This is a genomic window from Ruegeria sp. BG7 (genome assembly GCF_056535685.1).
Map to the genome: position 1 here is coordinate 2,016,681 of NZ_JBQFIU010000001.1, position 25,982 is coordinate 2,042,662.

Here is a 25,982-nt window from a genome sequence, read left to right on the forward strand (position 1 = left end):
AAAATCAAAGGAGTTTCTTAATTGGGTTTTGTTATAAACAAGCTGGTTTCAGGGTTCAGATCGTCATTTGGATCCGTCAGAATACCAGCCGGAAAAGACACTGATATAGGTCGATCCTTTGTATCGAGGCAGAGCATGTGGTTATTGTCTCCGTCGCCCAGATCAGCAAGCGCTGCGGGCGTCACAATGCGCTGAGATCCATCTTCGGCCTCTACGAGGATACTGTACAGATCACGTTCCAAATCGCCAGGTTCCTTGCCGTTGGCCAGCGTGACCCCACCCGCCCAAGTTACCCGAATGGCCTGAACAGTGTTGTCACTTGGACAAAGGCTTCCTCTGGTTCGGCGTGGCCCCAAGTTTCCGACCAAAGTCCAATCCTCAACAACCTCGGCAAAGATCATTGAGGGCCCGTCTTCCAGCGGAGTTACGGCTACTGTAGCACCTCGAAAATCAAGTGTCCCGTCGATGGAATGAAGGTGTCCAATAACTTCGACTTCGATGGGGGGATCGTCGGGAAGGTTCCCAAAATCCCCTATGAGAAGCACCGTGCGCAATTCACCGGGATCGGTAGCAGGCAACACTGACGCGCAGTGCATTACTCCGATCTGGCCTGACTTTGTTTCAACTCTGAAGTCACCTGCCTGCAGAGTTTCCAGATCTACCTGGGTAGAAAAAATGACAGGCATCCCGTGTTTGCCCCTGGAACCTCTGCAAATGAAATTTGCCACTCGGGGCAACGCCTCGAGCCCATGGAAACCAGAAAGCAACTCGGCATCTTGTCCTCCGGCTGAACTCGGCAATCCGAGGTTTGGGGTTGTATCTGCAAGTTCTCGACTCGAGACGTCCTGCGCGCACACAGTCGTACCTGACAACACAAACGTAGTGGCAGGTGCAAGCAGTGTGATCGCTTGAATCCAATTCCTAAACTTCTTCAGCAATAAGGTTATTCTCCTCGTTTGGTCTCCGGCGCCGCGGACTTTCGAGCTGCTGCGTGTTGGAATTAAAATAACACACGCAAACACATTTGGTCGAACTTGCCGCTACGCAGGTTCCAACAACGCTTCGGAAAGCTCGTATTCCGAAAGGGCTCCTGGTGCACCTATTGCAACAAGCCTTGTTTCGGGTTTTCGGTGGCCCCATGCGCCATCCCTTGCGATGTCCATGCGTTTTCCGACAACCTGTACAAGAATGCGATGATCCGGATCCTCCTCACTGAAGACAAAACCCTTGAGACGATAGACATCTCCGGGAAGTTTCCGAATAGCGCTACGAAGAGAGGATAGGCTTATTGGTCGGTCAGCTTTCATCATGGTTGTTGAAAAGCTGTCTGAGTGATCAGAGTGGTGACAACCGCAATCTGGCCCATGCTCATGATGATCAGGTATTTCTGTTTCGAGCTGTTCGGCGGCAAAGCGACCAACAGAAAGAAGTATGTCCAGTGGGACGTCCGCATTGACAGCTTCGACCAATCGATATCGGCGGAAACGAGACCCCAGCCAATCGTGCACCTTCTGAACTGTGGCCCTGTCGACAAGATCAACCTTGTTCAGAATTACCATGTCCGAAAACGCAATTTGTCGGAGTTTCAACTCCATTTGTTCCGGCGCGGCAAATAGTTGTTCCGCGTCGACAAGACACATGAGGCTGTCCAAACGGATCATGTCCCGGAACCGTTGATCCGTAAACGTCATCGCGATTGACGATGGGTCCGACACGCCGCTTGCTTCAAGAACGATATATTCCGGTTTCTCAGGTCGGGCGAGAACGGCCTCTACCGTTTCGATCAGGTCATCTCGGATCGAGCAGCAAACGCAACCATTTGCCAAACTCATCACGTCCTCTTCGAGGCCAACCACCAAGTCAGCGTCAACGTTTATTGATCCAAAGTCATTCACCAGAACTGCAACCCGCAACCCGTGATTGCCTGTCAGGATGCGGTTCAAAAGTGTTGTCTTACCGGCGCCGAGAAAGCCGGTAAGGATCGTTACGGGGATCGCAGAAGTCGAACCAAATTCAATCATTGTTCGATCTCCTCTCAGTCTTCATCACGCGGGCCGATTACATCCGAAACTTTGATGGTAAAGTCCTGCGGCCAGTCCCCGCCGGGTGCTCGGAAAACGTCGGTTGGGTAGTATTCGCGTGGATCGATCTCCATATCGCGGTACTTTTGGTCTTGCTGATCTGCTCGAGTGAGCCTCGGATTCGGCAATGTGATTTCATCCGGGAGCTCAATACGCCCGGCCTCGGCTGCCGCAGCCAGTTCACGAAATGGTGGCACAGTACCGGATTTTCCGGGCAGTGCAGCTTTCCTGTACCAGATCGCATCCTTGGTCACGTTCACAACGGCTACATCGAGACCCCATTGGAACAGACCGTCATAGTGGGCGCGAATACCAGCCAGCATTTCAGCGTCGATATCCTCGTCCTGTGTATAGTGCGTCACCATTCCCAACCGCGGCCTTGCGTCAGCAAAGAGCTTACCCACGGCATAGTGGGAGGTATGATGCGTATCGATTGTGTAATTAAACAGATCCTGTGGGATACCGTATTTGTAGGTCATCAACTGACCAATATCCTGTCCCGACATTTCGGTTACAAAAACATCGACGCCTTCGCCGTATTTCCGTGAAAGCTCATCCGGGCGACCATCGCCTGTCCATACGAAGCTCAGACCATTCCAATCGAGCCGATACCCAACTGCGCCGTCCTTGGCGTGGCTGCGCGGCCAGGACCGAACAGTCACACCATCTTGGTCATAAACGATACCGCCTTCTTGGCTGAAATCGAACTCGTTGACCTCGATCTCATAGCCGTCACCAATTGGGAACACATCGAATGCTTCGAGGTGCCATTTGAGCATTTGCTGCATGCCTTTGACCATCCCAGCTGTGCCAAGCTCGGGTGTCCGACCGGACGGGCCGTGAATACGAAGTGGAGTGTACCCTCCTGACCAAGCCCGGAATGGGTAGATGTAAGGGATGTCGGCATAGTGGTCGACATGCAGGTGAGAGATGAAGATGTCGTTGATCAGCTGCCCCGGCACCTGCATGGCAATGATGTTACGGACACAACCGGATCCAAAGTCGAAGAAGAACCGTTTTCCATTTCCCAACTCTACCATGATACACGTACCCGCCTGATCTTCGCGCGGTGGATAGGGTGTCGAGCCACAGAATGAGATGCGCATCTCATCTGGTCCCAACTCCTCACTAAGTGGAAAATAGTTCGCGTTTGAGCCTGTCATGTATTTGGTTGGGCGGAAATACTCTGGCAAAGAGATACCACCTGCGGGTCGCCCACCGTATGGGTTCTTGAGAGTTTCTCCCAGCGGGCCGTCTCCTTCGTGGGCCTCGGCACTCCCCGCCGCAAACCCAGCCGCCCCTGTCGCGGCAGCTCCAGTGGCTAAACCCTTAAGAACACTCCGTCGTGAGGGGTCTTCAATTTGGTCTGTCGCCTGAACTTGTTTGTTCTCCAGGTCTTGCCCATTGTCTTCCTTGGTCATGGTTCGGTCCTCAGTTAAAAGTGTTACGAAGATTGCGCTTCACCATCCGGCGAAGCTCGTTCACGAGTTCAGATCTGATGTGGGCCCATTCCGCACGCTCTGGCGCTGTAATCGATGTGTCATCCAGCAGCGCAGTAACTTTCTTTAGGTCTGCAATTGCCTCGCTGAGTAACGCATCCGTTTCGATACGCCCGGAAAGCGCATCGGAAAGCTCTGGAAGCTCGTCACTTAGTTCCCACGTCACTGGATAATCCTCGGTTTCCACTATCTATTCTCACATCGAGATGAGTGCGGTTGACGGCACACGCCAAGTGAGTCACCGTGAGTTGGGGGTGAGTTTGCTTTGAACCAAGCTAATGAATTGCCGATAGATCAAGATGTTGCACAGCCATCTCCGGAGCTTGTCCGACAGGCACTTCAGAGCGTTGTTTCCAGTGCCGCGTTCCAGGCTTCGCCTCGACTCCAGCAATTTCTTACTTACGTGGTCGAAGAAACGCTCGCGGGTCGCGGTGCTCAGATTCGTGGCAAAGCAATCGCCGTCGAAGTCTACGGTCGGAGCATTGATGGCACCGGTGGTCGGAATCTCGTTCGCGTTGAAGCCCGACGGTTGCGTCGGCTGCTACAGGAGTTTTACGAAGATCAATGGAACGGTGAGGGCGTTCGCATTTTTGTTGATTCCGGCGGATACAAGCCACGGTTCTCGCTAGACAGCACTTCAGGAGTGCGAAACAGCGATGCGCTTGGAAGGCATCCGCTTTTAACGCAACTGCTGCCGGTTGGATTGGTTTGCGTTGTATTGATTGCTGGAATTGGGTTTTGGTTTGCTCAGAATAACGAGGCGGTTTCGCCCGCGACTCGATCCACGGAACAGGCTGAGCGAGCGGCCCTTGGTGAGCAGTCTTTGACGAGACTTCAGGCGGCCAACCTTGCGGATCAGGCCCGCGGCATGTTTTTTCCCGTCTTTGATGTCAAGCGTCAGCAAATAGCGCTGGGAATGTTCCAGCATGCCACCGAGCTCGACCCAGCTCTCTCCGATGGCTACGCCGGTTCGGCACAGGTCCTAGCAACTCTGGCTATGTTGTCCCCGGACAAATCACAAAGAGAAGACCTCTTTAGCCAAGCTGCGGAGATGTCGGGAAAGGCGCTTGATCTATCTCCCACCGATGCATGGGCAAACGGAGCAAATGGTTGGGTATTGGCCACCCAGTATAAACCAGTTGAGGCACTGAAATACGCAAGACTGTCGGTCGAGCTTGCGCCGAAGGATGGTCATATCCTGGATCTAGTTGGCATCACCGCCATTATGGCCAACACTCCGGATCTTGCGGCCGAGGTTAGCGACCCAGAAAGACTAAGGTCAGGATCGGGCCGCTTTGGCGCACGAAATATTTGGGGTGTATCGCAACTGATGCTCGGGAATTACGAAAAGGTTGTCGAGGCATTTAAAGGAGCGCCCGCTGCCGGTGCGCCTGTAAGTGCTCCTTCTCTCCTGTTCCAAGCCGTTGCGAACGATCAGTTGGGACATACGGAAGAGGCGCAAAGACTTGTTACCGAAATGCGCAAAACATGGCCGGAGTTTCCATCTGAGTTTCTTGCAGGCAGGATCTTCCACAATGATGCCGCAACGCGACAAGCGATACTGGATACTCTGATCAGATACTGATGAAACACGTCGCATCGTTGCCGATGCAGAGTGTTCCAGATTCAAGCACTCATGTCCGCTCAGCAGACCTTAAAACCCAACAAGAACCCACAAAAAAGCGGCCCAGGAGGCCGCTTTCTCTAAATTCGATCTGAACCGGATCAATCCAGTGTCCGGGTGACCTCTTCGCGCTCGAAGATTTCGATCACGTCGCCTGCGCGGATATCGTCGTAGTTCTCGAACGCCATACCGCATTCTTGACCCGACTGAACCTCGGCGACTTCGTCCTTGAAGCGTTTGAGCGTCTTCAGCGTGCCTTCGTGGATCACCACGTTGTCGCGCAGCAGGCGGACGCCTGCGGAACGGCGGGCAACGCCTTCGGTGACCAGACAGCCGGCAACCTTGCCGACACCTGTGACCTTGAAGACTTCACGAATCTCGGCATAGCCGATGAACTTCTCTCGAATCTCGGCGCTCAGCAGGCCGGAAGCAGCCGCCTTCACGTCGTCCACAAGGTCATAGATCACCGAGTAATAGCGGATCTCGACACCTTTCTGGTTCGCGGTGTTCCGCGCCGATGCGTTGGCACGGACGTTAAAGCCCATAACTGGCGCGCCTGACGCTTCGGCCAGGCCAACGTCGGTTTCGGTGATCGCGCCCACGCCCGAATGCAGCACGCGCACGCGCACTTCGTCGTTGCCGATCTTTTCCATCGCCTGAACGATGGCTTCGGCAGACCCTTGCACGTCAGCTTTGACGAGGATCGGCAGCTCGGCCACGTTCTCGTCTTCTTTCGCCTTCTGCATCAGCTGCTCAAGGGTGGTTGCGGCACCAGCGGCGGCACGTTTGTCCTTGGCGGCTTGTTCGCGATAGGCGGCGATTTCGCGGGCCTGCGCTTCGGTCTCGGTCACGTTCAATACGTCACCGGCCTCGGGCGTGCCGTTCAAGCCCAGAACCTCGACAGGAACCGAGGGGCCAGCTTCTTTGACGCGGTCGCCCTTGTCGTTGATCAGTGCACGGACCTTACCGTATTGCTCACCCACAACGAAGATGTCGCCCTGGCGCAACGTGCCGTTCTGAACCAGAACGGTGGCCACAGGACCGCGGCCCACATCCAGCTGCGCCTCGATCACAGCACCTTGGGCGGCGCGGTCGGGGTTGGCTTTCAGTTCCAGAATTTCGGCTTGCAGCGCAATGGCTTCCAGAAGCTCGTCCAGACCCTGACCGGTGATGGCGGACACTTCGACGTCCTGAACCTCACCCGACATTTTCTCGACGATCACTTCGTGTTGCAGCAGATCGGTGCGCACCTTGTCCGGGTTTGCATCCGGCTTGTCGACCTTGTTGATCGCCACGATCATCGGCACTTCTGCCGCCTTGGCGTGGTTGATCGCCTCAATCGTCTGCGGCATCACTGCGTCGTCAGCCGCAACAACCAGAACCACGATATCCGTGACCTGCGCACCGCGCGAACGCATCGACGTAAACGCCGCGTGGCCCGGTGTATCCAGGAAGGTCAGTGTGGTGCCGCCCTCGGTTTTCACCTGATAGGCGCCGATATGCTGGGTGATGCCACCGGCCTCGCCCGCCACAACACGCGCATCGCGGATTGCATCCAGCAGAGAGGTTTTACCGTGGTCAACGTGACCCATGATGGTGATGACCGGCGGGCGCGGCTTCAGATCTTCATCGCTGTCTTCGACCTCTTTGATGACGTCTTCAACATCCGAATCAGAAACACGCGTGACCTTGTGGCCAAATTCTTCGATGATCAGTTCAGCCGTGTCAGCGTCGATGGTCTGGTTCTGCGTGACCATCATGCCCATCTGCATCAGCGATTTGACAACGTCAGCTACGCGCTCGGCCATACGGTTGGCCAGTTCCGAGACCATGATCGCCTCGGGCAGCTGTACGTCGCGGATCACCTTTTCCCGCTCAACCGTGCCGCCCATGGCTTTCTGGCGCGCACGCTCTTGCTTGCGCTTCATCGCAGCCATCGAGCGTTGGCGGTTGCCTTCGCCACCAGTGGCCTGACCCAGTGTCAGCTTGCCCGAACGGCGGTTATCGTCGCGACCTTTGCCGCGACCGCGCTGCTCGCGCTCACGATCCTGCTTGCGCGGGGTCGCAGCGGGTGCAGGCTTGCTGGCCGGGGCGCGTGCCGCTTTAGGCTCTTCCGGTGCGGGCGCTGTAGCGGCGCGTTTGGCGGCTTCTTCCGCCTCTATGCGCTTGCGCTCTTCCTCTTCCGCCTTTTGACGGGCGCGCTCTTCAGCCTCACGCTGTTCACGTTCCTTGGCTTCCTGTTCCGCACGGCGGCGGGCACGCTCTTCTTCGCGCGCCTTTTCTGCAGCCTCGCGGGCGGCGGCCTCTTCAGCCTCGCGGGCCTTGGCGGCCTGCAATGCCTTCATCCGGCGTGCCATTTCCGCGTCGGAAATACCCGCAGGGCGACGCGACGGATCACCCGAAGGTGCAGCACCGCCACCCGGCTTTGCCGCGCCCGGCTTGGGGACCACCACGCGCTTGCGTTTGGTTTCCACCACGACATTCTTGGTGCGTCCGTGGCTGAAACTCTGTTTCACATTTCCGGGGCGTGCCCCGCCACGAAGACCCAATGTCTTTTTGCCGTCATTATCGCTCATAAAGCTTCTTACCCTTCCGCGCGGCCCCTGCCGCCGTCATCCGTTTCGCGCAAGCCACGCAGGCGCTGCGCTTCCTCTACAACACGTTTGGCGAGTCCGCCAGAGGCCATGGCAGCATGAATCACTGTTTGGCGCCCAAATGCCTGCCCTAATTCGTCCGCAGTCAGCCAACCGATGTATTTTCCGAAGTGCGGCGTGCTGAGTTTGGACTTGCCGCGCCCCGATCCATCAATGGCCTGAAGCAGCACTTGCGCCTCTTCCCGGTCCAGCCACGTCTTGACCTTTTCATATCCGGCAACCGCGTCACCGGATTTACGCGCCAGGCTGAGCAACTCAACCACGCGACGCGCGATCTGTTTTTCGACTTCGTCGCTCAGATCCTTCGACACAGAAACCTGTGCCTTGAACCCGCGCGCAAACAGTTTCTTGCCAACGGCCTTGTCCAGTGCGGCACGATCTGCCGCCACATAGACCCCGCGCCCCGGCAGTTTTGCCGCAACATCGGGATAAACCTGACCGTCCGGTCCCGTCACAAAGCGGATCAGCCCGTATTTTGGCTGAACTTCGCCCGTGGCGATGCACTTGCGTTCGGGTCCGTCAGACCGATCCTTATGGACGCCACCGCGAGCCATACGCGCCACCCGAGGCCTGAGATCAGGCCTCGACCTCCTCGTCTTCTGCGTCGCCGTCGATGTCTTCTTCCGCTTGCTCCAGCTCGGCCGGATCAACCCAACCCAGCAGGATACGTGCGGTCATGACCATGTCCTGCGCTTCTTCCAGCGTCACACCGAAAGGTTCAAGTATACCGTCATCCTTGATGCGTTCGCCATCGACTGTGGTCCAGCCACCGGCCAATTCCCAGTCGGCGCAGGTTGCGAAGTCTTCCAAGGTCTTCACATCATCCTTGGCCAGCGCTTCTACCATCTGGGGTGTCAGGCCCTCAAATTCAATAAGACTGTCCTCGGCGCCCAGTGCACGGGCCGCGTCCAAAGCCGCTTTCGCCTGTGCTTCCAGGAATTCGCGGGCACGTGTCTGCAGTTCTTGCGCGGTGCCTTCGTCAACACCGTCAATGACCAACAGTTCATCGATTTCGACATAGGCGACCTCTTCGAGGTTGGTAAAGCCTTCCGAAACCAAGAGTTGTGCAAAGAATTCATCCAGATCCAGGCTGTCCATGAACAGCTTGGTGCGGGCTTCGAACTCTTTCTGGCGACGCGCCGATTCTTCTGCTTCGGTCATGATGTCGATGTCCAGACCGGTCAGCTGGCTTGCCAGACGTACGTTCTGACCGCGGCGACCGATGGCAAGGCTCAGCTGCTCTTCCGGCACGACAACCTCGATCTTGCCGGCTTCTTCGTCCAGAACCACCTTGGAGACCTCGGCGGGCTGCAGCGCGTTCACCAGGAAGGTCGGCTGATCTTCGTTCCACGGGATGATGTCGATCTTTTCGCCCTGCAGTTCGTTCACAACGGCCTGCACGCGGCTGCCGCGCATACCGACGCAAGCACCAACCGGGTCGATTGACCCGTCATACGATATCACGGCAATCTTGGCGCGCGAGCCGGGGTCACGAGCCACGGCCTTGACCTCGATGATGCCGTCATAGATTTCCGGCACTTCCATTTTGAACAGCTCGGCCATGAATTCCGGCGCGGTACGCGAAAGGAAGATCTGGTGGCCACGCACTTCGCGGCGCACTTCCTTGATATAGGCGCGCACGCGGTCATTTGGGCGATAGCTTTCGCGACCGATCTTGTCATTGCGGCGCAGAACAGCCTCGGCACCACCCAGATCGACAATGACATTGCCAAATTCTTCGCGCTTGACCGCGCCGTTGATGATGGTGCCCGCACGATCCTTGAATTCTTCGTACTGACGATCACGTTCCGCTTCGCGGACCTTTTGCAGGATCACCTGTTTCGCGGACTGCGCCGCGATCCGGCCCATTTCAACCGGCGGCACTTCTTCGACGAAGACGTCACCAACCTCGGGCGATTCCATGTACTGGCGCGCCTGCTCGACGGTCATCTCGGCCTGATAGTTCTCAAGCTCTTCATCCTCGACCACAGTGCGCACGCGAGTGAAGGTCGCCTTGCCGGTCTTGCGGTCGATGGACACGCGAATGTCCATTTCCGCGCCGTAACGGCTCTTGGCGGCACGGGCGAGCGATTCCTCCATCGCTTCGACAACCAGACCGGGGTCGATCATCTTTTCGCGGGCCACGGCCTCGGCGGTCTGCAGCAGCTCCAGCTGGTTGGCTGAGGTGATTGCCATCAGTTCGTCTCCTCTTCGGACCCTTCGGTCTCAATCTCGTCGAAAGCGTTTTCGTTCAGGGCGCCCGCGTCTTTGCGCTGGCGCAGCATTTCCTTGATCAGATCATCGGTCAGGACCAGCTTGGCGTCGCTCAGCCAGTCGAATTGCAAACCGATGGTGATCGTCTCGTCCCCCTCGGGGATGTTGATCAGAACCTCATCCCCTTCGATCCCGGCCAATTCACCCTTAAAACGGCGGCGGCCGTCGATCAGTTCGGCGGTCTCGATCTTGGCCTCATAGCCTTCGAAGGTCTCAAAGTCCTTGAGGCGGGTGAGAGGGCGGTCGATTCCGGGGCTAGAGACCTCAAGCGTATACGCATCAAGGATCGGATCCTCGACGTCCAGCGTGGCGCTGACCGCATTGGAAATCTCGGCGCAGTCGTCCACTTCGATGCCACCGTCTGGCTTGTCAGCCATGATCTGCAGCGTGGTCTGCTTGCCACTCATCAGGCGAATGCGCACAAGTTCATACCCCAGATCCTCAATCACGGGGGTGATGATCTCGGCCAGTCGCCGGTCAATGGCAGCTTTGGCTATCAGGTCGTTTGTCATCTGGTTCTCTACCCTTCAATCGGGCACAAAAAAACGGGCGCGCGGCCCGTCGAATTTTCCGGTGGAGCCTTGAACCAGAAGTCCAACGCGCCGCTGTTGAAACTGCATATACGCAGGATGGTCCGAGTCTGCAACCCCCGGCGGGAGTCGCAATCAGATTTACGCCATCCACCACCGTTCTGCGATACGGCCATCGTCCAGCACCGACGACCCGGCAATCTGGCGTGGCATCCCGACAGCGCCAGCTACAGCAAGGGCCAGGTCCGCCTCGGACGGGTGAAACCGAAGACCGCGCACGCCCTGCATTTCCGCGTTATCCGGCAGAGCCGCCACATCTACATAACCATCGCGCAGCGCTTCGGCTCGTACTTTGGCATCCGGGATCACGATGACCTCTATCGCATCGACCCATCCGGCCTGACCATCCTTGTAATGCCCAGCCACGCGGCGACCGAGGAAATGCCGTCCATCCTCGGCCCGTTCTACGCGGTAACAGCCAGTGCCGTTGGCGGCGTGCAATGGCGACACAGTTTGCCCCGCTCGCGTAATAACAAACCGGCTGTCCGCCAACATGAACGGCAGACCCGGACTGGCCTGAGCCAATTCCAAGTGCACGCGATTGGGGGCCATGGCTTCGGCACGACCAACTTCCGCTAGAACGGACAAAACGTCGGCAATTTCCAACGGCGCGCTGTCGTGGAAGACCGCATCATCGCGCAGATCAAAGGTCCAGATCCGTGCGTCGGCATCGGTCTGCCACCCTGTTGCAAGCTCACCCCGCAACGTTCCGTCAGGCGCGATCTCGGTCAGAGTGTCGAAAACAGCCCCGCGTGCAACTTGTTCAAGGCTGTCGTCGCGCGGAACGGCCAGCCGCAACGTGCCGCCTTTCTTCGGCGTATCCGCCAAGGACGCACCGGTCGCCGCCAGCAGCGCGGCAGCGGCACCCGAGGCAAACAAGGCACGGCGGTCAATCCGGGTCATGCCACACCCTCCGCCACGCGATCCATGATGCGCACAAGCTCGGCGCTGATGCCGGGTTCAGACAGCGCATGTCCCGCCTGCCGCACCATCTTCAACTCGGCATTGGGCCAGCGCTCAGCCAGATTCCATGCAGCCTGAGGCGGGCAGATCATGTCATACCGCCCCTGAACGATATGTCCGGGAATATCGGCGATCCGGTCCATCTGATCCAGAATCTGCCCATCCCTCTCCAGAAACGCCTTGTTGATGAAATAGTGATTCTCGAGCCGCGCAAAGGTGCGGGCGTATTCACCCGGACTTTCGCCCACCGATCCGTTGGTATGGATCGAGGCCAGCGCGTTTTCCCAATGCGACCAGGCGCGTGCATACAGGATCTCGGTCGCGCGATCGCCCGAGAACAGGCGCTTATTATAAGCGGCAATTGTATCGTCCAGCTCACCCTCGGGCAGCAGGGCAGTGAACTTCTGCCAGTGCTCGGGCCAGAACCGCCCGGCCCCGCCGCCATAGAACCAATCCAGCTCGGCCTGCGTGGCCAGAAACACACCGCGCAGCACCAGACGGCTGACCCGATCCGGATGCGTCTGCGCATAGATCAACGCCAGCGTCGCCCCCCAGCTTCCGCCAAACACGATCCACTCATCAATTTCGAACAGTTCGCGCAGCCGCTCGATATCAGCGACAAGATGCCACGTCGTGTTGTTTTCGACCGATGCGGTGGGTCTGGACCGACCACATCCGCGCTGATCAAACAGAATCACCCTGTACGCACGCGGATCAAAATAGCGCCGCATAGCAGGGCTGCAGCCGCCCCCTGGACCGCCGTGAAGGATAACAACCGGTATCCCATCGGGATTGCCGCATTGTTCCACATAGATACGGTGCCCATCGCCCATATCGACCATGCGCTGATCGAACGGGTCGATCGGCGGGTACAGATATTGAACTGCGCGCTTTTGGTCCGGGTACTTGTCCATTATGGCCCTATATAGTCCTTAAGCGTAAAAGAGCACACGGAGACAGGAATGCAAGCGCATCCGAACACGGTGGACCCATCCGAGATCGCAAAATTCGAGGCGATGGCGGCAGAATGGTGGGATCCTCACGGGAAATTCAAACCTCTGCACATGCTGAATCCGTGCCGTCTGGATTATATCACACAGCAGATTGCAGGTGAGTTTGACCGTGATCTGACCGCGCCGAACCCGTTCGAGGGCCTGCGCCTGCTGGATATCGGCTGCGGTGGCGGGCTGCTCAGTGAACCGATGGCGCGCTTGGGTGCGACGGTCGTGGGCGCCGACGCAGCCGAACGCAATCTGCCTGTCGCCCGCATCCATGCGGAACAATCGGGCTTGGAGATTGACTATCGCCACACAACGGCCGAAGACATGGCCGCCGCTGGTGAGCAGTTCGACGTTGTGCTGAACATGGAAGTTGTCGAGCATGTCGCCGACCCGCAAAGTTACCTGACCGCCACGCAACACTTGCTGAAACCCGGCGGGCTGCAGATTTGTTCCACCATCAACCGCAATCCGAAATCCTATGCGATGGCCATCTTCGGGGCCGAGGTCGTCATGCGCTGGCTGCCCCGCGGCACGCATGAGTGGAACAAGTTTATCACACCTGACGAACTGTTCGAGCTACTGCGCCAGGCCGGGCTGGACCCGGTGGATCGCAAGGGGTTCGTGTTCAACCCGATTCTGTGGAGTTGGTCGATCTCAGACCGGGATCTAAGCGTGAATTACGTGACGGCGAGTGTGAAGCCGGGGTGAATCCTACTCCCCCTCTAACTGCAACCGTAAATCTCTCAGTACGGGCAGCGTGCTGCGGACACGCTCCAGCCCCAGCTCTCCGACCACGCGGTTGATCAGCGGGGCAATCGACGAAATCGCCTGATCCCGTGCCCGCCGACCGGCGGGGCTGATCGCCACCATCTTGCGGCGGGCGTCGTCCCAGTCGGGGCGGATGTGGATGTATCCGGCCCATTCCAGCTTGGCCAAGGTGTTTGTCATGGCTCCGCGCGTGACGTGGAAGGTGCTGGCCAGTTGCGCCGGGGTCCGCTCATCCCCAACAAAGACAAGATGATTCAGCACCGAGAAATGCGAGATTTCCATGCCCTTGGGCAGCACCCGGCTCAGCCGGTTGCGCAACAATTGGTCTGCAGTCAGAATCTCGCTGAACAGCGTGACCGCCAGGGCATTTTTTTCGTACGTCATAGCTCAGTTCTGGATCATGGCCCTTCGAAAGGCCGCACATGCGTCAAGGAGGGCACACGCCGGCGCGCCTCTGTCACAGAACTATCATCCAAATCGAAAATGTGAATGCCCGGATCGGTACCTGCGTCGATCAGCACCTCCCCCCACGGGGCGACAACCATGCTGTGGCCGTGCGTGTAGCGGGTTTTTCCGCGCGTCTTGGGATGTTCTCCGGTCTGTGCCGGAGCCAGCACCCAACACCCGGTCTCGATCGCGCGGGCGCGCAACAGCGATTCCCAATGCGCGGCACCAGTCACAGGTGAAAACGCTGCTGGAACCGTCAGGATGCGTGCCCCCGCCTGCGCCAGAGCAGCGTGCAAATGTGGGAAGCGGATATCGTAGCAGATGGTCAGCCCCACCTTGCCAAAATCGGTCTCAGCCACAACCGCGCGGTCGCCGGGCCGGTAATTGGCCGATTCGCGGAAGGTCTCGGTTTCCGTGACCTGCACGTCGAACATGTGGATTTTGTCATAGCGCGCTACGACCTGACCCTGCGGGTCGATCATGAAGCACCGGTTGGCAAAGCGGCCATCCGCGTCATGGGTTTTGATCCCCAGCGAACCGATCAAAAGCCACACACCCAGTTTGGCGGCCTCTTCGCGCAAGCCCGCCAGGGTGATGTCGTCTTCTTCATGCTGCAGAACCTCGCGCTGCCGCGTGGTGCTGGTCGAAACGCAGTTCGTAACCTCAGGCGTCAAAATGAACCGCGCGCCTTGCCCGGCGGCCTTAGCCATCATGGCGCGCACCATGTCCAAATTTTCGGCCGGATCGTCCGACGAGGTGATCTGCAGCAGCGCGGTCTTCATCAGGCCGCCAGCAGCCGGTCGAGCTTGCCCTGACGTTCCAGTTCATACAGATCGTCACAACCACCCACATGTTCTGTGCCGATAAAAATCTGCGGCACGGTGCGTTTGCCACCGGCCCGCTGGATCATCTCGGGTTTGCGTTTGGGGTGCATCAGCACGTCGACTTCCTTGAACTCAACGCCTTTTTGTTTCAGCAGACGTTTGGCCGCATGACAAAAACCGCATAGCGGCGAGGTATAGATTTCTACCGGCTTCATTTTCCGTTCCCTTCGGGTTTCGCGCAATCTTGGGCGAATTAGGCATCCTTGGCAACGCGCGCCAGTGCCAACACGAAAATATGATTTGCCCCTGCGGCCTGACACACACGGGTACAGGCGGCCAAAGTCGCGCCAGAGGTCATCACATCATCCACCAGTAACACGTCGCGGGCTTTCAGATGCCTTGCCCTGCGCGGGTGGACGCGAATCGCATCTTTCAAAACCTCGGCCCGTTCTTGCGCCGTTTTGCCATCCAGAACCGGTGTTCGTCTGTTTCGCACCAACAGGTCAGGCACACAGTCCAGCCCACTGTCCTGACCCAGATACTGCGCCAACAGGGCCGACTGATTGTAGCGCCGTTTGAGCAGACGAGACCAATGCAGCGGCACCGGGGCGATCACCATATCCGGTCGAAGCAGTTCACGCCCCGCTTGCGCCATCCAACGGGCTGCTGGGCGAGCCAATTCGGGCCGGTCACCATGCTTCAGAGCAAGGACCAATGTCCGCGCCTTGCCATCATACATCAACGCTGATCGACCAGCATCCCATGGCGGTGGGGCTTTCAGACAATCGTCGCATTCAATCCGATACCCGTCCTGCGCACCCATCAGCGGCACTCCGCAGCTTTCGCAAACGGTGCCTCCAATAAAGGGCGTTTCACGCCAGCAGGATCCACACAGCCCAAAATCTGACTCGGTCAGCGCGCCGCATCCCATGCAGCGGGACGGGTAAATCAGTGCAAGTGCGGTTTGAATCCGCTGCGCGATGCGATACTTGCGTGCCATGAAACTGCCCGAGCCCAACGCACCCTCTCTGTTTGATCGCAAAACCATCCTGCGCCACCGCGCCCGTGCACAGGATGACGCCTTCTTCCTGCATCGCGCCGTAATTGACGAGGTGCAGGATCGGCTCTCTATGGTTAACAAAGCCTTTACAGCGCCTGCGATCGTGAGCTCGTTTCCGCGGCTTTGGGACGGCGTTCTTTCCGGTGCTGCCTTGGTCCAGGATGACGACGTGCTGGCGCTTCAGCCCGGCGCCCATGATCTGGTCATCCACGCAATGGCCCTGCATTGCGCCAATGATTCGGTTGGGCAGCTGATCCAATGCCACAGGGCATTGCGGCCCGACGGGCTTTTGCTGGTCGTGTGTTTGGGCGGGGAAACTTTGCACGAACTGCGCGCCGCATTGGGACAGGCTGAGATTGAGATCACGGGCGGCCTGAGCCCTCGCATCGCTCCGATGGCGGAACTTCGAGACATGGGTGGATTGTTGCAACGGGCCGGTCTGGCTTTGCCTGTAGCGGATTCAGTGCCGCTGACGGCGGAATACCGCGACATTTGGCATCTGATGCGCGATCTGCGCCATATGGGTGAAACCAACGCCTTGTCTGCACGGCTTAAGCGCCCGACCAGACGGGCTGTGTTCGAAGCCGCGCAGCGTATCTATGCGGATCACTTTTCGACCGCTTCAGGCCGCCTGACAGCAACATTCGACCTGATCTGCCTGACCGGATGGTCGCCGCACGATAGCCAACCCAAACCGCTGCGCCCGGGATCGGCCCAAGCCCGTCTGGCTGACGCCTTGCGCACCACCGAGGGCAAACTGCCTGATTGACGTGCGGATAAATCCCCTTATCTCAGGCCGGACCACTAGAAATTCAGGAAGTCCCATATGTTCGATGCTACCCGCCCCGCACACGCTCCTACGGATCATCCCAAGATCAGGATGGGTCGCGTCGGCATTTTGCTGGCCAATCTGGGCACGCCGGACGATTACACCTATTGGCCCATGCGGCGGTATCTGAACGAGTTTCTGTCAGATCAGCGTGTCATCGATTATCCGAAATGGAAATGGCAGCCGATTCTGCAGGCCATAATCCTGAGCAAACGGCCTTTCAGCTCGGGCGAAGCTTATAAATCGATCTGGAATCACGACAAAGGTGAAAGCCCATTGATGACGATTACCAAGGATCAGACCGCCAAGCTGCGGGCGGCGATGCATGACCGGTACGGCGACCAGGTAATGGTCGATTTCTGTATGCGATATGGCAACCCGTCAACCAAATCCAAAGTACGCGAGATGGTGGCCGCAGGGTGTGACCGCATTCTGTTCTTCCCGCTCTATCCGCAATACGCCGGCGCAACGACGGCCACGGCCAACGACCAGTTTTTCCGCGCGTTGATGAACGAAGCCTGGCAACCAGCATCCCGCACCGTGCCCGCCTATTTCGACCAGCCCAGTTACATCGACGCGCTGGCGCAATCTGTTGAGCGCGCCTATGCGGATATGGAGACAACACCCGACATTCTTGTCTGTTCGTACCACGGAATGCCGGATCGCTATCTTCAGCAAGGGGATCCCTATCATTGCCAGTGTGCAAAGACATCCCGGCTGCTGAAAGAACGGTTGGGTTGGTCTGATGACCAGCTTGTGTCGACATTTCAGTCGCGATTCGGTCCGGAAGAGTGGCTAAAGCCTTACACAGTGGATCACGTGGCAGATCTGGCAAAGCAAGGTAAGAAGAACATTGCCGTCATCGCCCCTGCCTTCTCGGCCGATTGCATCGAAACGCTCGAAGAGATCAACGAAGAGATCAAGGAAAGCTTCGAAGAAGCAGGCGGTGAAACCTTCACCTACATCCCCTGTCTGAACGACGACGACGCACATATCGCCGCCCTGGGCAAGGTCGTCGAGGACAATCTTCGCGGCTGGATGGACTAGCTTTGCGGAACACAACGCACGGCGCGAGCGATTCAATTGGTTTTGAACGCTTTTCGCCTGTTTTGGCTTTCAGAAACAAAAAAGGCGGTGGATTGCTCCACCGCCTTTTTCAAGAATTCCGTGTTGGCTTAGCTTGCAGCAACAGCAGCAGCAACAACAACCAGCAGGATCAGCGGCAGGATGATGCCCTGCGACGAACCTTGAGTTTCTTCAACAACAACAGGTGCTTCAACAACCGGCTCTTCCAGGTTGCCAGCGTATGCGGTCGAAGCTGCGGCGGTCAGAGCTGCGGCGAGAACGAGTTTTTTCATATTAACCTCCAGAATTTGCACGGTTCCAATGCCCGGAACCGCGCACCTAAGACTTACCTCGTGTTTTTTTCTAATCAGCATTGGCGCTGGATTGCAATTGCAACTTGAGCGCTAAGCGGCTTCGCGAAGGAAAATGTCGTCAAATTAGCAACACTTGCGTGCCGACCTTCGCCATAGAAAACAGTTCAGCAATATCATCGTTGAAGAGGCCAATACAGCCATTCGACGAACGTCGCCCAATTTTGCGCGTATCGTGGGTGCCGTGAATGCGATAATATTTCCAGCCCAGATATAAAGCGTGCGTTCCCAGAGGGTTATCTGGCCCCGGCGGGATATAGTCGGGCCATTCCGGATTTCTTCTCTTCATCGACGGTGTCGGCGACCAACTGGGGCCTTCAACTTTGCGGATCACGCTGGTGCGCCCGCGACGGGTCATCTCTTCGGTCAAAGGCACCGAAGAGGGGTAGAGTTTGTATGTAGATTGATCATCTGACCAATAATGCAGCGCGCGTGACACTGTATCGACCAAAATTGCTCCGTTCCTCGTGTTCGAGAAATAGGGCTGCCAGTCCAGAGCACGAAACCCTGACACATTCCGGCGCACGGGCGGTTCGGGCTCGGGTGCAGGGCGCAGCGGGTCGCCTGGAATATATTGCGCCAGCGCCGGTGTCGCCAGCGAGGCGGTTACACCGGACAGAAACACCCGGCGCGTGGGTGACAGAATACGCTTTTTGACCATGACGAACGGGTCCTGTGTTCTAGTAAGCTCTGAAATCTGGTCCATTCTATTGCGAGAATGCTTCAGTCGCAAACCAAACCGGCAGAATCACGCGAGTATAGACGAATGTACGTTTGCTCAGCGCAGTCAGGCACGCTATGCCGGGTGACAACACAATTATCAGGTCGATCATGACGCGTATCGTTTCTTTACTGTTGATTTGCTTTGTCGCGCTTGCGGCATGTACAAGCACCCAGCCCACCACTATTGGTGCGGATGGCCGCCCCTTGCCCACGGTCTACAAAATCCGCGGCAATCCCGAAAAACTGCAATTCCGAATGCTTGATTCGGTCAATGCCTTGCGTCAGGCTCAGGGCCTGCAATCTGTGCAATTGAACTCTCAGTTGAACGCGGCCGCTGCGACTCACTCAAAGGATATGGCACGCCAGAACCGCCCTTGGCACTTTGGGTCGGATGGGTCGTCCCCAATCGATCGTGCCGCGCGGGTCGGATATTTTGGTACATTCCTTGGCGAAGCGATTTCCGAAACCTACGAGACCGAGACCGAGACACTGGCGGCCTGGATGCAAGAACCCGGACCGCGCGCTGTGATCATGGACCCGAAGGCAACCCAGATGGGGTTCGCCTGGCATCAGGAAAATGGTGGAAAAATCTGGTGGACGCTGGAAATGGGAACCGGCGGCTGATCCAGTTCAGAGATTTTGCAAAAAGCCCCCGAATTTTGGGGGCTTTTTTTATTCCATCATGCAGCTTGCATGGATTGAGCTTCGGTCAAAATTGCATAGAGCTTAACCGGATCGGGGTTCGCCCGAAGTTTGGTGCAGACCGAGGTATCCCGCAGCGTACGCGACACCAAAGCCAGCGCTTTGAGGTGATCCACACCCGCCTCTTCAGGCGCGAACAGCGCAAAGGCAATATCCACCGGCTGACGATCAACCGAACCGAAATCGATCGGTTTTTCCAGCATGACGAAGACGCCTGAAACCGCCTCAAGTTCAGACAGTCGCGCGTGGGGCAGCGCGACGCCATGTCCAACTCCGGTTGGCCCAAGGCTTTCGCGCTCAAGCAGAGAGTCGACAACCGCCTGGGCATCAAGGCCCTGGGTCGCGGCGGCAACGTCGCCGATTTCCTGAAACAACCGCTTCTTGCTGGAAGCGGCCGAAAGTACACGCACTGCCTCGGGCTTGAGTATGCTCGAAAGCTCCATGATCACGCTCCATGGCACGGCACCCGCATGTGCGGGTGCGGCCCCGTTTTCTTGCCTGTTACGGATCGATCCAGCCGATGTTACCGTCGTCGCGACGGTAGACAACGTTCAATCCATCCTTGTTCTCATTCCTGAACACCAGCACCGGAGCGCCAGCAAGTTCCATTTGCATCACGGCTTCCCCAACGCTCAGAGACGGAATTTTCGTCTCCATCTCAGCCACAATCATGGGCTGCAGCGATTCGGGCTCGTCCGCCGTGTCCGATTCGTCAGAGGCGAGGATATAAGAGGACGCACCAAAGAGTTCAACCGGCTCTGCCCGGTCCTTGTGGTGGTCCTTCAGGCGGCGCTTATAGCGGCGCAATTGGGTTTCCATCTTGTCGCAGCATGCCTCAAACGCTGCGTAAATCTCGGTAGCGTGCGCCTTGGCCTGGGCTGTCAGGCCCGTGGACAGGTGCACCGTTGTCTCGCATACATATTCATGCGCTGAACGGGAAAAGACGACGTTGGCATCTGTCGGCCGCTGAGCATATTTGCCCACAACCTCGCCCAGCTCGGTTTGCACGTGTGTCTGCAAGGCCGCGCCGATGTCGATCTGTTTTCCGCTGATTTGGTAACGCATGTGATCTCCTTCACAATTCACACCCATTCTGACGTCACGGTACGCGACGAACTTGTTTTTATCGGGTGGGGGGTCGCGGCATTTTCTGCGGTTGCCTTAAATCCTGCCCTTCAAAGAAGGGAGATCGAGATCCAGACTGGAACCGAGTAAATGCCATAGTCCAATTGAGGCAAGAGACGAAGGAAGAGTCAATCAAAACAGGCGTGTATATACGCGATTTCCGTCATGCATCTGATGCAAACCGGTTCAAGCCTATGAAATACGGAAGTTTTCGCCCAAATAGACCCGACGCACATTCTCGTTTTCGACAACTTCGTCGGGCGTGCCGGACATCAGCACCTGGCCGTCATGCAGGATATAGGCGCGATCCACAATTTCCAGCGTTTCCCGGACGTTGTGATCCGTGATCAGCACACCGATTCCCCGTTTTTTGAGGTCGGCCACCAGATGTCGTATATCCCCGACACTGATCGGATCAACCCCTGCAAAAGGTTCGTCCAACAACAGATATTTCGGATCGGCCGCCAAACAGCGCGCGATCTCGACACGGCGGCGTTCACCACCGGACAGGGCCAAAGCGGGCGCGCGGCGCAAATGTTCTATGGAAAAATCCGACAACAGTTCTTCCAGGCGTTCCTTACGCCTGTGTGCGTGCGGAACCGTAATGTCCAATACAGCGGCAATGTTGTCTTCGACACTCATACCGCGGAAAATCGACATTTCCTGCGGCAAATAGCCGATCCCCAAGCGTGCACGCCGATACATCGGCAGAGTTGTGACGTTCTGACCATCAATTGTCACTTTACCTGCTTCGGGAAACACAAGCCCTGCGACGGAATAGAAGGTCGTGGTCTTGCCTGACCCGTTCGGCCCCAAAAGCGCTACGACCTCGGACCGGTCCAGCGTCATCGAGACATCGCGAATAACCGTCTTTTTCCGGTAAGATTTTCGCAGCTTCTCGATGCGCAGGCCTGAACTGCCTTCGGCCAATGTCAGGCTCGGACCCGCCATCAGTTGTTGCCCTGCTGCAAGATCGTTTTGACCCGCCCGGTCATGGTCGCCTTGCCTGTTGTCAGATTAGCGTTCATCTGATCGCCACTGATGACGCTGGGTCCCTGCGTCAGAAGGACATTGCCCTTCATCACAATCACACCGGAATCGATTGTGTACTCTGCCCAATCCCCTTCGGCTGCGTCCGGTGGGCTGACCAGAACCACGTTTTCGGTCGCTTCCATCCGTTCAATGGCCGAGCGTTCCTGGTTGTAGATCACCAGAACACGTTCCGCCGTAAGCCGCATTTCGCCTTGCACAACGATGACATTGCCAATGAACTCGGCAGATCCATCTTCCTGATTGACGTTCAATGTCTCCGAAGTCACCTCAACCGGCAGGCTTGGGTCGGCATTTGCAGAACCAAAGGCCACCTGCGACTCTTGCGCGGTCGCGGTACCCGCGATTACAGCGAGACACAGTGGAACAAAACGAAAATCGAACACAAGTTATCTTTCTGCCTTTTCAGGCTCGTATATCAGCTTCACACCATCTGTAAAAACAATATGGACCGGACCATCCTTTTTTTCCGTCCCAAAAGTCATGCGCCCGGCGGAAAAGTTGCCGATCGGCCCGGTACCATTCACCTGTCCCGGTGTGTCGCCGCGGATTTCATCCAAAGATGTGTTGAGTAGATCGGTTGTGACCTGAAGCCCGTCAGCGGTGGTGATCACCACGTCGCCGACAAAAGTGGCTGTGCCTTCGTCAGGGCGGATTAAACCCGAGTTGGAGTCCAGCAGTATCGTTCCACCGCTCAGCAAGCCAAACCGGCCACGGAATTCTGAGGCAGTCGGGGTCGCGTTCTCGTTGCCCTGCGTCGCTTGCGTTGCCTCGATATGAACGTCCTCACCCTTGCGCGTGGTCCCCTGATAGTTTGGCTGAGTTACAACTTGCTGCGCCAGCCGTTCATCGATGTCATTTTGCGCGAACGGCACAGATACATTTGTTTCGATACTGCGGGACAGCAAGAAGACGGTGGAAAGCAAGACAATCGCCGCAAGCGGCAACAGCACCTTCAGGAACTGCACCATGCGGGAATATCTGTCCACGTCGCCCTCCCTCAGCCCAAACCGACGCGCAGGCAGTCGTGGATGTGCAACAAGCCCTGCGCCTGTCCGTCAGCGTCAGGGTCGACCACGAACAAAGAGGTTATCTTGCGCTCATTCATGATCGCAACGGCCTCTTCCGCCAGCGCGTTTGGCGCAATCGTCATTGGATCACGGGTCATGACCTCTTGGGTGCTCTTGTCTAGCAAGCCGTCCATATTGCGGCGCAAGTCGCCATCGGTGACAATGCCCAGCAGGCGGCCTGCATCATCGGTGACACCAACGACACCAAAGCTTTTTTGGCTCATGACCAACAAAGCCTCGCTCATCGGAGTGCCGGACGTGACCACAGGCATATCCGCGTGCATCAGATCGCGCACCTTGCTGAGCTGCGCGCCAAGTTTACCACCTGGATGAAAGTCACGGAAATTCTCGGGCTTGAAATCCCGGTACTTCATCAAAGCAATCGCCAACGCGTCGCCCATTGCCAAGGTCAATGTCGTCGAGATCGAAGGCACCATGCCAAAGCCGCATGCCTCACCCAAAGACGGGATCAGAAGATGCACGTCCGCCTGTTTCATCAGCGTGCTTTCAGGCTTACTGGACAGACCAATCAGCGGAATCCCGAACCGGCGGGTAAAGGCCAGCAGATTGGCAAGTTCTGGCGCTTCGCCCGAATTCGAGATCGCCAATACCACGTCACCCTTGGAGACCATGCCCAGATCACCATGGCTGGCCTCGGCCGGATGCACAAAATAGGCTGGCGTACCAGTGCTGGCCAAGGTGGCGGCTATCTTGTGCCCGATGTGACCCGATTTACCGATACCGCTCACGATGATGCGACCCTTCGCCTGCAGGATCATTTGCACGGCTTCTGCAAAATGGTCGTCCAGACTTTCGGCCAACACGTCCAGCGCGCGGGCTTCATCTGTAACGACCTGACGGGCGGTTTTCAGAAAGGACTCGTTATCAGTCATGAGTGTGCAAAAATATCCGTTTCGGGCCAGCCTGCGAGGTCCAGTTTCGCACGCATCGGAAGGAAATCAAAACAGGCTTGCGCCATCTCGGTCCGATCTTCACGTGCAAGGCGCTTGTTCAATTCATCCCGCAGACGGTGCAGGTACAGAACATCCGAGGCTGCATAGTCCAGTTGAGCATCTGTCAGAGACTCGGCTCCCCAATCGCTCATCTGCTGTTGTTTCGAAATGTCGACACCGATCAGTTCCTGACACAAGTTTTTCAAGCCGTGGCGGTCAGTGTATGTGCGCACCAAACGGCTGGCGATCTTGGTGCAATAAACCGGAGCGGCCAACGCACCAAAGGTGTGGTACATGGCTGCGATGTCAAACCGCCCGAAATGGAACAGCTTAAGCACGTCAGGGTTTTCCAGCATGGCGCACAGGTTTGGTGCTTCGGTTTGGCCTTTTTCAACCTGAACGATGTGACTGTTGCCATCACCACCCGACATCTGGATCACGCATAAGCGGTCGCGATGCGGGTTCAAACCCATGGTTTCGCAGTCAATGGCCACAACGGGGCCCAGATCCAGCCCGTCGGGCAGATCGTTTTTGTACAAATGGTTCGCCACGCGACTAATCCTCTGAGCGCTATTGTCCCCGAGATAGGCGGTTTGGCCCCTAAACTCAACGCCGTCCAAAAATCGCGGGCTGTTCAGCGCCAGGCTCTTGATCTTATCCCCATGGGGGGGATAAGGATATACCATGCCTAATCATACTCATGAGTCGCATCCACAAATCACGGCCCGACTAAAGCGCGCCCACGGGCACCTGGCCAAAGTCATTGCCATGCTGGAAAGCCAGGCCCCCTGTTCGGACGTTGCCCAACAGTTGTTCGCCGTGGAAAAGGCTGTCACCAATGCCAAACGCGCGTTGATTCACGATCACATCGATCATTGCTTGTCCGCCGAAGACGCTGGCAGCGGGATCGAAGATTTCAAAGCGATTACGAAATACCTCTAAGCCATGCTGAGCATTCTGAAGAACCGCACCTACCGCCACCTGTTCGCCGCTCAGATCGTCGCCTTGACAGGCACCGGATTGGCGACTGTTGCCCTGGGCCTGCTGGCATTCGATCTGGCGGGGGATGCTGCGGGCCTGGTCCTGGGCACTGCGCTGACGATCAAGATGATTGCCTATGTCACCGTTGCACCGCTGGCGGCCGCCTTCGCCGAACGTTTGGATCGCCGCAAGATGCTGGTCGTTTTGGACCTGATCCGCGCGGCCGTTGCACTGTGCCTGCCTTTCGTGACGGAAATCTGGCAGATCTACGTGTTGATCTTTGTGCTGCAATCGGCTTCGGCAGGGTTCACACCTGCCTTTCAGGCAACGATTCCTGATGTGTTGCCGGATGAAGCGGAATATACACGGGCCCTGTCCCTGTCGCGCCTGGCTTACGATATGGAAAGCCTGCTGAGCCCGATGTTTGCTGCAGCCCTGCTGCTGCTGGTCAGCTTCAACAGCTTGTTCTGGGGGACGGCATTGGGCTTTGTCGCTTCGGCATTGCTAGTGGTCTCGGTCGTCCTTCCGTCGCCCAAACCCACCAAACCCCGCGGAATCTATGACCGCACCACACGCGGTATTCGAATCTATTTGAAAACACCCCGGTTGCGCGGGTTGCTCGCACTCAGCTGGAGCGCGGCTGCGCTGAGCTCGATGGTGATCGTCAATACCGTGGTCATCGTGCGCGCCAATCTGGGACTGTCAGAAAGCGCAGTGGCCATTGCGCTGGCCGGATTCGGAGGTGGTTCGATGTTGGCCGCCTTTACCCTGCCCCGCCTTCTGGATCGGATCGAGGATCGTTGGGTTATGATCTCGGGGGCCGTTTTTGCCACAGGGTCCATAGCTGTGGCCGCGATTCTGGCAGCAACTGTTCCCTTGTCACTTGGCCTGCTGACCTTGTTGTGGGCGTTTACCGGTTTTGGATATTCCACCACTCTGACACCCTCGGGTCGCTTGCTGACCCGGTCAGCTCATCCCGAAGACCGCCCCGCTGTTTTTGCAGCTCAGTTTACCCTGTCGCATGGCTGTTGGCTGGTGCTTTACCCGCTTGCAGGGTGGCTGATGACTGCATTCGGACCAACAGTGGCGCTCAGCAGTATGGCAACGCTGTCTGTGGCCGGTGTGGTTGGCGCGTTCAGTTTATGGCCGCGCCTTGATCAGGAAGTGATTGAACACGATCACCCTGATCTGCCGGCCGATCACCCGCATCTGACCGGATCAGGCCCGCACGCACACCCAATTATCATCGACGACCTTCATCCGAACGTGCCGCACAGATCTTGAGCAGCTGCCCCGATCTGCCCTACACCGAAACCGCACCCATCAGC

The 25,982-nt window shown here is 57.3% G+C and carries 31 protein-coding genes; 7 read left to right on the forward strand and 24 right to left on the reverse strand.

Features of this window, described 5'->3' with window-relative positions; all coding sequences use genetic code 11:
• Positions 1–17: 17 nt before the first annotated feature.
• From ACR3EH_RS10010 to ACR3EH_RS10025, 4 genes are all read right to left on the reverse strand, one after another.
• Positions 18–686 carry a hypothetical protein gene (locus tag ACR3EH_RS10010; protein WP_171188095.1) on the reverse strand — a complete coding sequence of 223 codons (669 nt, stop codon included), beginning with the start codon at positions 684–686 and terminating at the stop codon, positions 18–20.
• A gap of 354 nt (positions 687–1,040) precedes the next feature.
• The gene (locus tag ACR3EH_RS10015) at positions 1,041–2,021 is read right to left on the reverse strand and encodes a CobW family GTP-binding protein (protein ID WP_171188097.1); all 981 of its coding nucleotides are present in this window, start codon (positions 2,019–2,021) and stop codon (positions 1,041–1,043) included.
• Positions 2,022–2,035: 14 nt separating this feature from the next.
• The gene (gntH, locus tag ACR3EH_RS10020; RefSeq protein WP_216600504.1) at positions 2,036–3,502 is read right to left on the reverse strand and encodes a guanitoxin biosynthesis MBL fold metallo-hydrolase GntH; all 1,467 of its coding nucleotides are present in this window, start codon (positions 3,500–3,502) and stop codon (positions 2,036–2,038) included.
• Between the two features lie 10 nt (positions 3,503–3,512).
• Entirely contained in the window at positions 3,513–3,746 is a 234-nt protein-coding gene (locus tag ACR3EH_RS10025) for a hypothetical protein (protein WP_171188099.1), read from the reverse strand.
• 99 nt (positions 3,747–3,845) lie between these two features.
• Here ACR3EH_RS10025 and ACR3EH_RS10030 point away from each other — a divergent pair, with 99 nt between their 5' ends.
• A complete protein-coding gene (locus ACR3EH_RS10030) occupies positions 3,846–5,165 on the forward strand; it encodes a tetratricopeptide repeat protein (protein WP_171188101.1) in 1,320 nt (439 codons plus the stop codon).
• 140 nt (positions 5,166–5,305) lie between these two features.
• On the opposite strand, the gene infB is transcribed toward ACR3EH_RS10030, so the two are convergent.
• The 6 genes from infB to pip form a co-directional block, all read right to left on the reverse strand.
• Positions 5,306–7,780, reverse strand: coding sequence for a translation initiation factor IF-2 (infB, locus tag ACR3EH_RS10035; RefSeq protein ID WP_171188103.1), 2,475 nt, complete (start codon positions 7,778–7,780; stop codon positions 5,306–5,308).
• An 8-nt stretch (positions 7,781–7,788) separates the two neighbouring features.
• Entirely contained in the window at positions 7,789–8,412 is a 624-nt protein-coding gene (locus tag ACR3EH_RS10040) for an RNA-binding protein (RefSeq protein WP_171188104.1), read from the reverse strand.
• A 22-nt stretch (positions 8,413–8,434) separates the two neighbouring features.
• Positions 8,435–10,054: a transcription termination factor NusA gene (gene nusA / locus ACR3EH_RS10045; RefSeq protein WP_171676409.1), complete on the reverse strand. Its 1,620-nt coding sequence runs from the start codon at positions 10,052–10,054 to the stop codon at positions 8,435–8,437.
• Complete coding sequence (rimP, locus tag ACR3EH_RS10050; protein WP_152459779.1) at positions 10,054–10,644, reverse strand: ribosome maturation factor RimP; 591 nt, start codon at positions 10,642–10,644, stop codon at positions 10,054–10,056. The genes nusA and rimP overlap by 1 nt, the downstream gene beginning before the upstream one ends.
• Positions 10,645–10,803: 159 nt before the next feature.
• Positions 10,804–11,625, reverse strand: a complete 822-nt coding sequence (locus ACR3EH_RS10055) for an ABC transporter substrate-binding protein (protein WP_171188108.1) — start codon at positions 11,623–11,625, stop codon at positions 10,804–10,806.
• A complete protein-coding gene (gene pip, locus ACR3EH_RS10060) occupies positions 11,622–12,599 on the reverse strand; it encodes a prolyl aminopeptidase (RefSeq protein WP_171188110.1) in 978 nt (325 codons plus the stop codon). The genes ACR3EH_RS10055 and pip overlap by 4 nt, the downstream gene beginning before the upstream one ends.
• Positions 12,600–12,647: 48 nt before the next feature.
• On the opposite strand from pip, the gene ubiG reads away from it, so the two are divergent.
• Positions 12,648–13,394 carry a bifunctional 2-polyprenyl-6-hydroxyphenol methylase/3-demethylubiquinol 3-O-methyltransferase UbiG gene (gene ubiG, locus ACR3EH_RS10065; protein WP_171105911.1) on the forward strand — a complete coding sequence of 249 codons (747 nt, stop codon included), beginning with the start codon at positions 12,648–12,650 and terminating at the stop codon, positions 13,392–13,394.
• Positions 13,395–13,397: 3 nt separating this feature from the next.
• Here ubiG and ACR3EH_RS10070 read toward each other — a convergent pair whose 3' ends face one another.
• The 4 genes from ACR3EH_RS10070 to ACR3EH_RS10085 are packed head-to-tail and all read right to left on the reverse strand — an operon-like array spanning position 13,398 to position 15,725.
• Positions 13,398–13,838, reverse strand: a complete 441-nt coding sequence (locus ACR3EH_RS10070; RefSeq protein ID WP_171188112.1) for a MarR family winged helix-turn-helix transcriptional regulator — start codon at positions 13,836–13,838, stop codon at positions 13,398–13,400.
• Positions 13,839–13,852: 14 nt separating this feature from the next.
• On the reverse strand, positions 13,853–14,683 hold the full coding sequence (locus ACR3EH_RS10075) for a carbon-nitrogen hydrolase family protein (RefSeq protein WP_171188113.1): 831 nt from the start codon (positions 14,681–14,683) through the stop codon (positions 13,853–13,855).
• Entirely contained in the window at positions 14,683–14,940 is a 258-nt protein-coding gene (grxC, locus tag ACR3EH_RS10080) for a glutaredoxin 3 (protein WP_171648567.1), read from the reverse strand. Before grxC ends, ACR3EH_RS10075 begins: the two co-directional genes overlap by 1 nt.
• Positions 14,941–14,978: 38 nt before the next feature.
• Positions 14,979–15,725 carry a ComF family protein gene (locus ACR3EH_RS10085; protein WP_171188117.1) on the reverse strand — a complete coding sequence of 249 codons (747 nt, stop codon included), beginning with the start codon at positions 15,723–15,725 and terminating at the stop codon, positions 14,979–14,981.
• On the opposite strand from ACR3EH_RS10085, the gene ACR3EH_RS10090 reads away from it, so the two are divergent.
• Together ACR3EH_RS10090 and hemH are read left to right on the forward strand one after the other, a co-directional pair.
• Complete coding sequence (locus ACR3EH_RS10090; RefSeq protein ID WP_171188119.1) at positions 15,724–16,554, forward strand: SAM-dependent methyltransferase; 831 nt, start codon at positions 15,724–15,726, stop codon at positions 16,552–16,554. The genes ACR3EH_RS10085 and ACR3EH_RS10090 overlap by 2 nt on opposite strands.
• Positions 16,555–16,611: 57 nt before the next feature.
• Positions 16,612–17,661, forward strand: coding sequence for a ferrochelatase (hemH, locus tag ACR3EH_RS10095; RefSeq protein WP_171188121.1), 1,050 nt, complete (start codon positions 16,612–16,614; stop codon positions 17,659–17,661).
• A gap of 128 nt (positions 17,662–17,789) precedes the next feature.
• Here the strand turns inward: hemH and ACR3EH_RS10100 are convergent, their stop codons facing one another.
• From ACR3EH_RS10100 to ACR3EH_RS10110, 3 genes are all read right to left on the reverse strand, one after another.
• A complete protein-coding gene (locus ACR3EH_RS10100; RefSeq protein WP_010442520.1) occupies positions 17,790–17,972 on the reverse strand; it encodes a hypothetical protein in 183 nt (60 codons plus the stop codon).
• 139 nt (positions 17,973–18,111) lie between these two features.
• Positions 18,112–18,711, reverse strand: a complete 600-nt coding sequence (locus ACR3EH_RS10105) for a L,D-transpeptidase family protein (RefSeq protein ID WP_171188123.1) — start codon at positions 18,709–18,711, stop codon at positions 18,112–18,114.
• A gap of 46 nt (positions 18,712–18,757) precedes the next feature.
• The gene (locus tag ACR3EH_RS10110; protein WP_256367977.1) at positions 18,758–18,883 is read right to left on the reverse strand and encodes a hypothetical protein; all 126 of its coding nucleotides are present in this window, start codon (positions 18,881–18,883) and stop codon (positions 18,758–18,760) included.
• Between ACR3EH_RS10110 and dalA the strand changes: the two genes are divergently transcribed.
• On the forward strand, positions 18,882–19,397 hold the full coding sequence (gene dalA, locus ACR3EH_RS10115; protein ID WP_171096538.1) for a divisome-associated lipoprotein DalA: 516 nt from the start codon (positions 18,882–18,884) through the stop codon (positions 19,395–19,397). The two genes, ACR3EH_RS10110 and dalA, sit on opposite strands and share 2 nt — an antisense overlap.
• Positions 19,398–19,453: 56 nt before the next feature.
• On the opposite strand, the gene ACR3EH_RS10120 is transcribed toward dalA, so the two are convergent.
• The 7 genes from ACR3EH_RS10120 to ACR3EH_RS10150 all read right to left on the reverse strand — a co-directional run bounded on the left by ACR3EH_RS10120 (position 19,454) and on the right by ACR3EH_RS10150 (position 24,224).
• Entirely contained in the window at positions 19,454–19,918 is a 465-nt protein-coding gene (locus tag ACR3EH_RS10120; RefSeq protein WP_171096653.1) for a PTS sugar transporter subunit IIA, read from the reverse strand.
• Positions 19,919–19,976: 58 nt separating this feature from the next.
• Positions 19,977–20,540 carry a ribosome hibernation-promoting factor, HPF/YfiA family gene (gene hpf, locus ACR3EH_RS10125; protein ID WP_050605577.1) on the reverse strand — a complete coding sequence of 188 codons (564 nt, stop codon included), beginning with the start codon at positions 20,538–20,540 and terminating at the stop codon, positions 19,977–19,979.
• 252 nt (positions 20,541–20,792) lie between these two features.
• Positions 20,793–21,551 carry an LPS export ABC transporter ATP-binding protein gene (lptB, locus tag ACR3EH_RS10130; protein WP_171188125.1) on the reverse strand — a complete coding sequence of 253 codons (759 nt, stop codon included), beginning with the start codon at positions 21,549–21,551 and terminating at the stop codon, positions 20,793–20,795.
• On the reverse strand, positions 21,551–21,964 hold the full coding sequence (locus ACR3EH_RS10135; protein WP_371732102.1) for an LptA/OstA family protein: 414 nt from the start codon (positions 21,962–21,964) through the stop codon (positions 21,551–21,553). The genes lptB and ACR3EH_RS10135 overlap by 1 nt, the downstream gene beginning before the upstream one ends.
• 75 nt (positions 21,965–22,039) lie before the next feature.
• Positions 22,040–22,639, reverse strand: a complete 600-nt coding sequence (gene lptC / locus ACR3EH_RS10140; protein WP_171188127.1) for an LPS export ABC transporter periplasmic protein LptC — start codon at positions 22,637–22,639, stop codon at positions 22,040–22,042.
• An 11-nt stretch (positions 22,640–22,650) separates the two neighbouring features.
• On the reverse strand, positions 22,651–23,613 hold the full coding sequence (locus ACR3EH_RS10145) for a KpsF/GutQ family sugar-phosphate isomerase (RefSeq protein ID WP_171188129.1): 963 nt from the start codon (positions 23,611–23,613) through the stop codon (positions 22,651–22,653).
• The gene (locus ACR3EH_RS10150) at positions 23,610–24,224 is read right to left on the reverse strand and encodes a ribonuclease D (RefSeq protein ID WP_171096545.1); all 615 of its coding nucleotides are present in this window, start codon (positions 24,222–24,224) and stop codon (positions 23,610–23,612) included. Before ACR3EH_RS10150 ends, ACR3EH_RS10145 begins: the two co-directional genes overlap by 4 nt.
• 133 nt (positions 24,225–24,357) lie before the next feature.
• Between ACR3EH_RS10150 and ACR3EH_RS10155 the strand changes: the two genes are divergently transcribed.
• Positions 24,358–24,615: a metal-sensing transcriptional repressor gene (locus ACR3EH_RS10155; RefSeq protein ID WP_171188131.1), complete on the forward strand. Its 258-nt coding sequence runs from the start codon at positions 24,358–24,360 to the stop codon at positions 24,613–24,615.
• A gap of 3 nt (positions 24,616–24,618) precedes the next feature.
• Positions 24,619–25,938, forward strand: a complete 1,320-nt coding sequence (locus ACR3EH_RS10160; RefSeq protein WP_171676407.1) for an MFS transporter — start codon at positions 24,619–24,621, stop codon at positions 25,936–25,938.
• Positions 25,939–25,982: the final 44 nt, after the last annotated feature.

Bases quoted from the DNA above. Each gene is read 5' to 3' on its own strand.
- ACR3EH_RS10010 (WP_171188095.1), bottom strand. From the start codon at position 686: ATGCCTGTCATTTTTTCTACCCAGGTAGATCTGGAAACTCTGCAGGCA.
- ACR3EH_RS10015 (WP_171188097.1), bottom strand. From the start codon at position 2,021: ATGATTGAATTTGGTTCGACTTCTGCGATCCCCGTAACGATCCTTACC.
- gntH (WP_216600504.1), bottom strand. From the start codon at position 3,502: ATGACCAAGGAAGACAATGGGCAAGACCTGGAGAACAAACAAGTTCAG.
- infB (WP_171188103.1), bottom strand. From the start codon at position 7,780: ATGAGCGATAATGACGGCAAAAAGACATTGGGTCTTCGTGGCGGGGCA.
- ACR3EH_RS10040 (WP_171188104.1), bottom strand. From the start codon at position 8,412: ATGGCTCGCGGTGGCGTCCATAAGGATCGGTCTGACGGACCCGAACGC.
- nusA (WP_171676409.1), bottom strand. From the start codon at position 10,054: ATGGCAATCACCTCAGCCAACCAGCTGGAGCTGCTGCAGACCGCCGAG.
- rimP (WP_152459779.1), bottom strand. From the start codon at position 10,644: ATGACAAACGACCTGATAGCCAAAGCTGCCATTGACCGGCGACTGGCC.
- ACR3EH_RS10055 (WP_171188108.1), bottom strand. From the start codon at position 11,625: ATGACCCGGATTGACCGCCGTGCCTTGTTTGCCTCGGGTGCCGCTGCC.
- pip (WP_171188110.1), bottom strand. From the start codon at position 12,599: ATGGACAAGTACCCGGACCAAAAGCGCGCAGTTCAATATCTGTACCCG.
- ubiG (WP_171105911.1), top strand. From the start codon at position 12,648: ATGCAAGCGCATCCGAACACGGTGGACCCATCCGAGATCGCAAAATTC.
- ACR3EH_RS10070 (WP_171188112.1), bottom strand. From the start codon at position 13,838: ATGACGTACGAAAAAAATGCCCTGGCGGTCACGCTGTTCAGCGAGATT.
- ACR3EH_RS10075 (WP_171188113.1), bottom strand. From the start codon at position 14,683: ATGAAGACCGCGCTGCTGCAGATCACCTCGTCGGACGATCCGGCCGAA.
- grxC (WP_171648567.1), bottom strand. From the start codon at position 14,940: ATGAAGCCGGTAGAAATCTATACCTCGCCGCTATGCGGTTTTTGTCAT.
- ACR3EH_RS10090 (WP_171188119.1), top strand. From the start codon at position 15,724: ATGAAACTGCCCGAGCCCAACGCACCCTCTCTGTTTGATCGCAAAACC.
- ACR3EH_RS10085 (WP_171188117.1), bottom strand. From the start codon at position 15,725: ATGGCACGCAAGTATCGCATCGCGCAGCGGATTCAAACCGCACTTGCA.
- hemH (WP_171188121.1), top strand. From the start codon at position 16,612: ATGTTCGATGCTACCCGCCCCGCACACGCTCCTACGGATCATCCCAAG.
- ACR3EH_RS10100 (WP_010442520.1), bottom strand. From the start codon at position 17,972: ATGAAAAAACTCGTTCTCGCCGCAGCTCTGACCGCCGCAGCTTCGACC.
- ACR3EH_RS10105 (WP_171188123.1), bottom strand. From the start codon at position 18,711: ATGGTCAAAAAGCGTATTCTGTCACCCACGCGCCGGGTGTTTCTGTCC.
- dalA (WP_171096538.1), top strand. From the start codon at position 18,882: ATGACGCGTATCGTTTCTTTACTGTTGATTTGCTTTGTCGCGCTTGCG.
- ACR3EH_RS10110 (WP_256367977.1), bottom strand. From the start codon at position 18,883: ATGATCGACCTGATAATTGTGTTGTCACCCGGCATAGCGTGCCTGACT.
- ACR3EH_RS10120 (WP_171096653.1), bottom strand. From the start codon at position 19,918: ATGGAGCTTTCGAGCATACTCAAGCCCGAGGCAGTGCGTGTACTTTCG.
- hpf (WP_050605577.1), bottom strand. From the start codon at position 20,540: ATGCGTTACCAAATCAGCGGAAAACAGATCGACATCGGCGCGGCCTTG.
- lptB (WP_171188125.1), bottom strand. From the start codon at position 21,551: ATGGCGGGTCCGAGCCTGACATTGGCCGAAGGCAGTTCAGGCCTGCGC.
- ACR3EH_RS10145 (WP_171188129.1), bottom strand. From the start codon at position 23,613: ATGACTGATAACGAGTCCTTTCTGAAAACCGCCCGTCAGGTCGTTACA.
- ACR3EH_RS10155 (WP_171188131.1), top strand. From the start codon at position 24,358: ATGCCTAATCATACTCATGAGTCGCATCCACAAATCACGGCCCGACTA.
- ACR3EH_RS10160 (WP_171676407.1), top strand. From the start codon at position 24,619: ATGCTGAGCATTCTGAAGAACCGCACCTACCGCCACCTGTTCGCCGCT.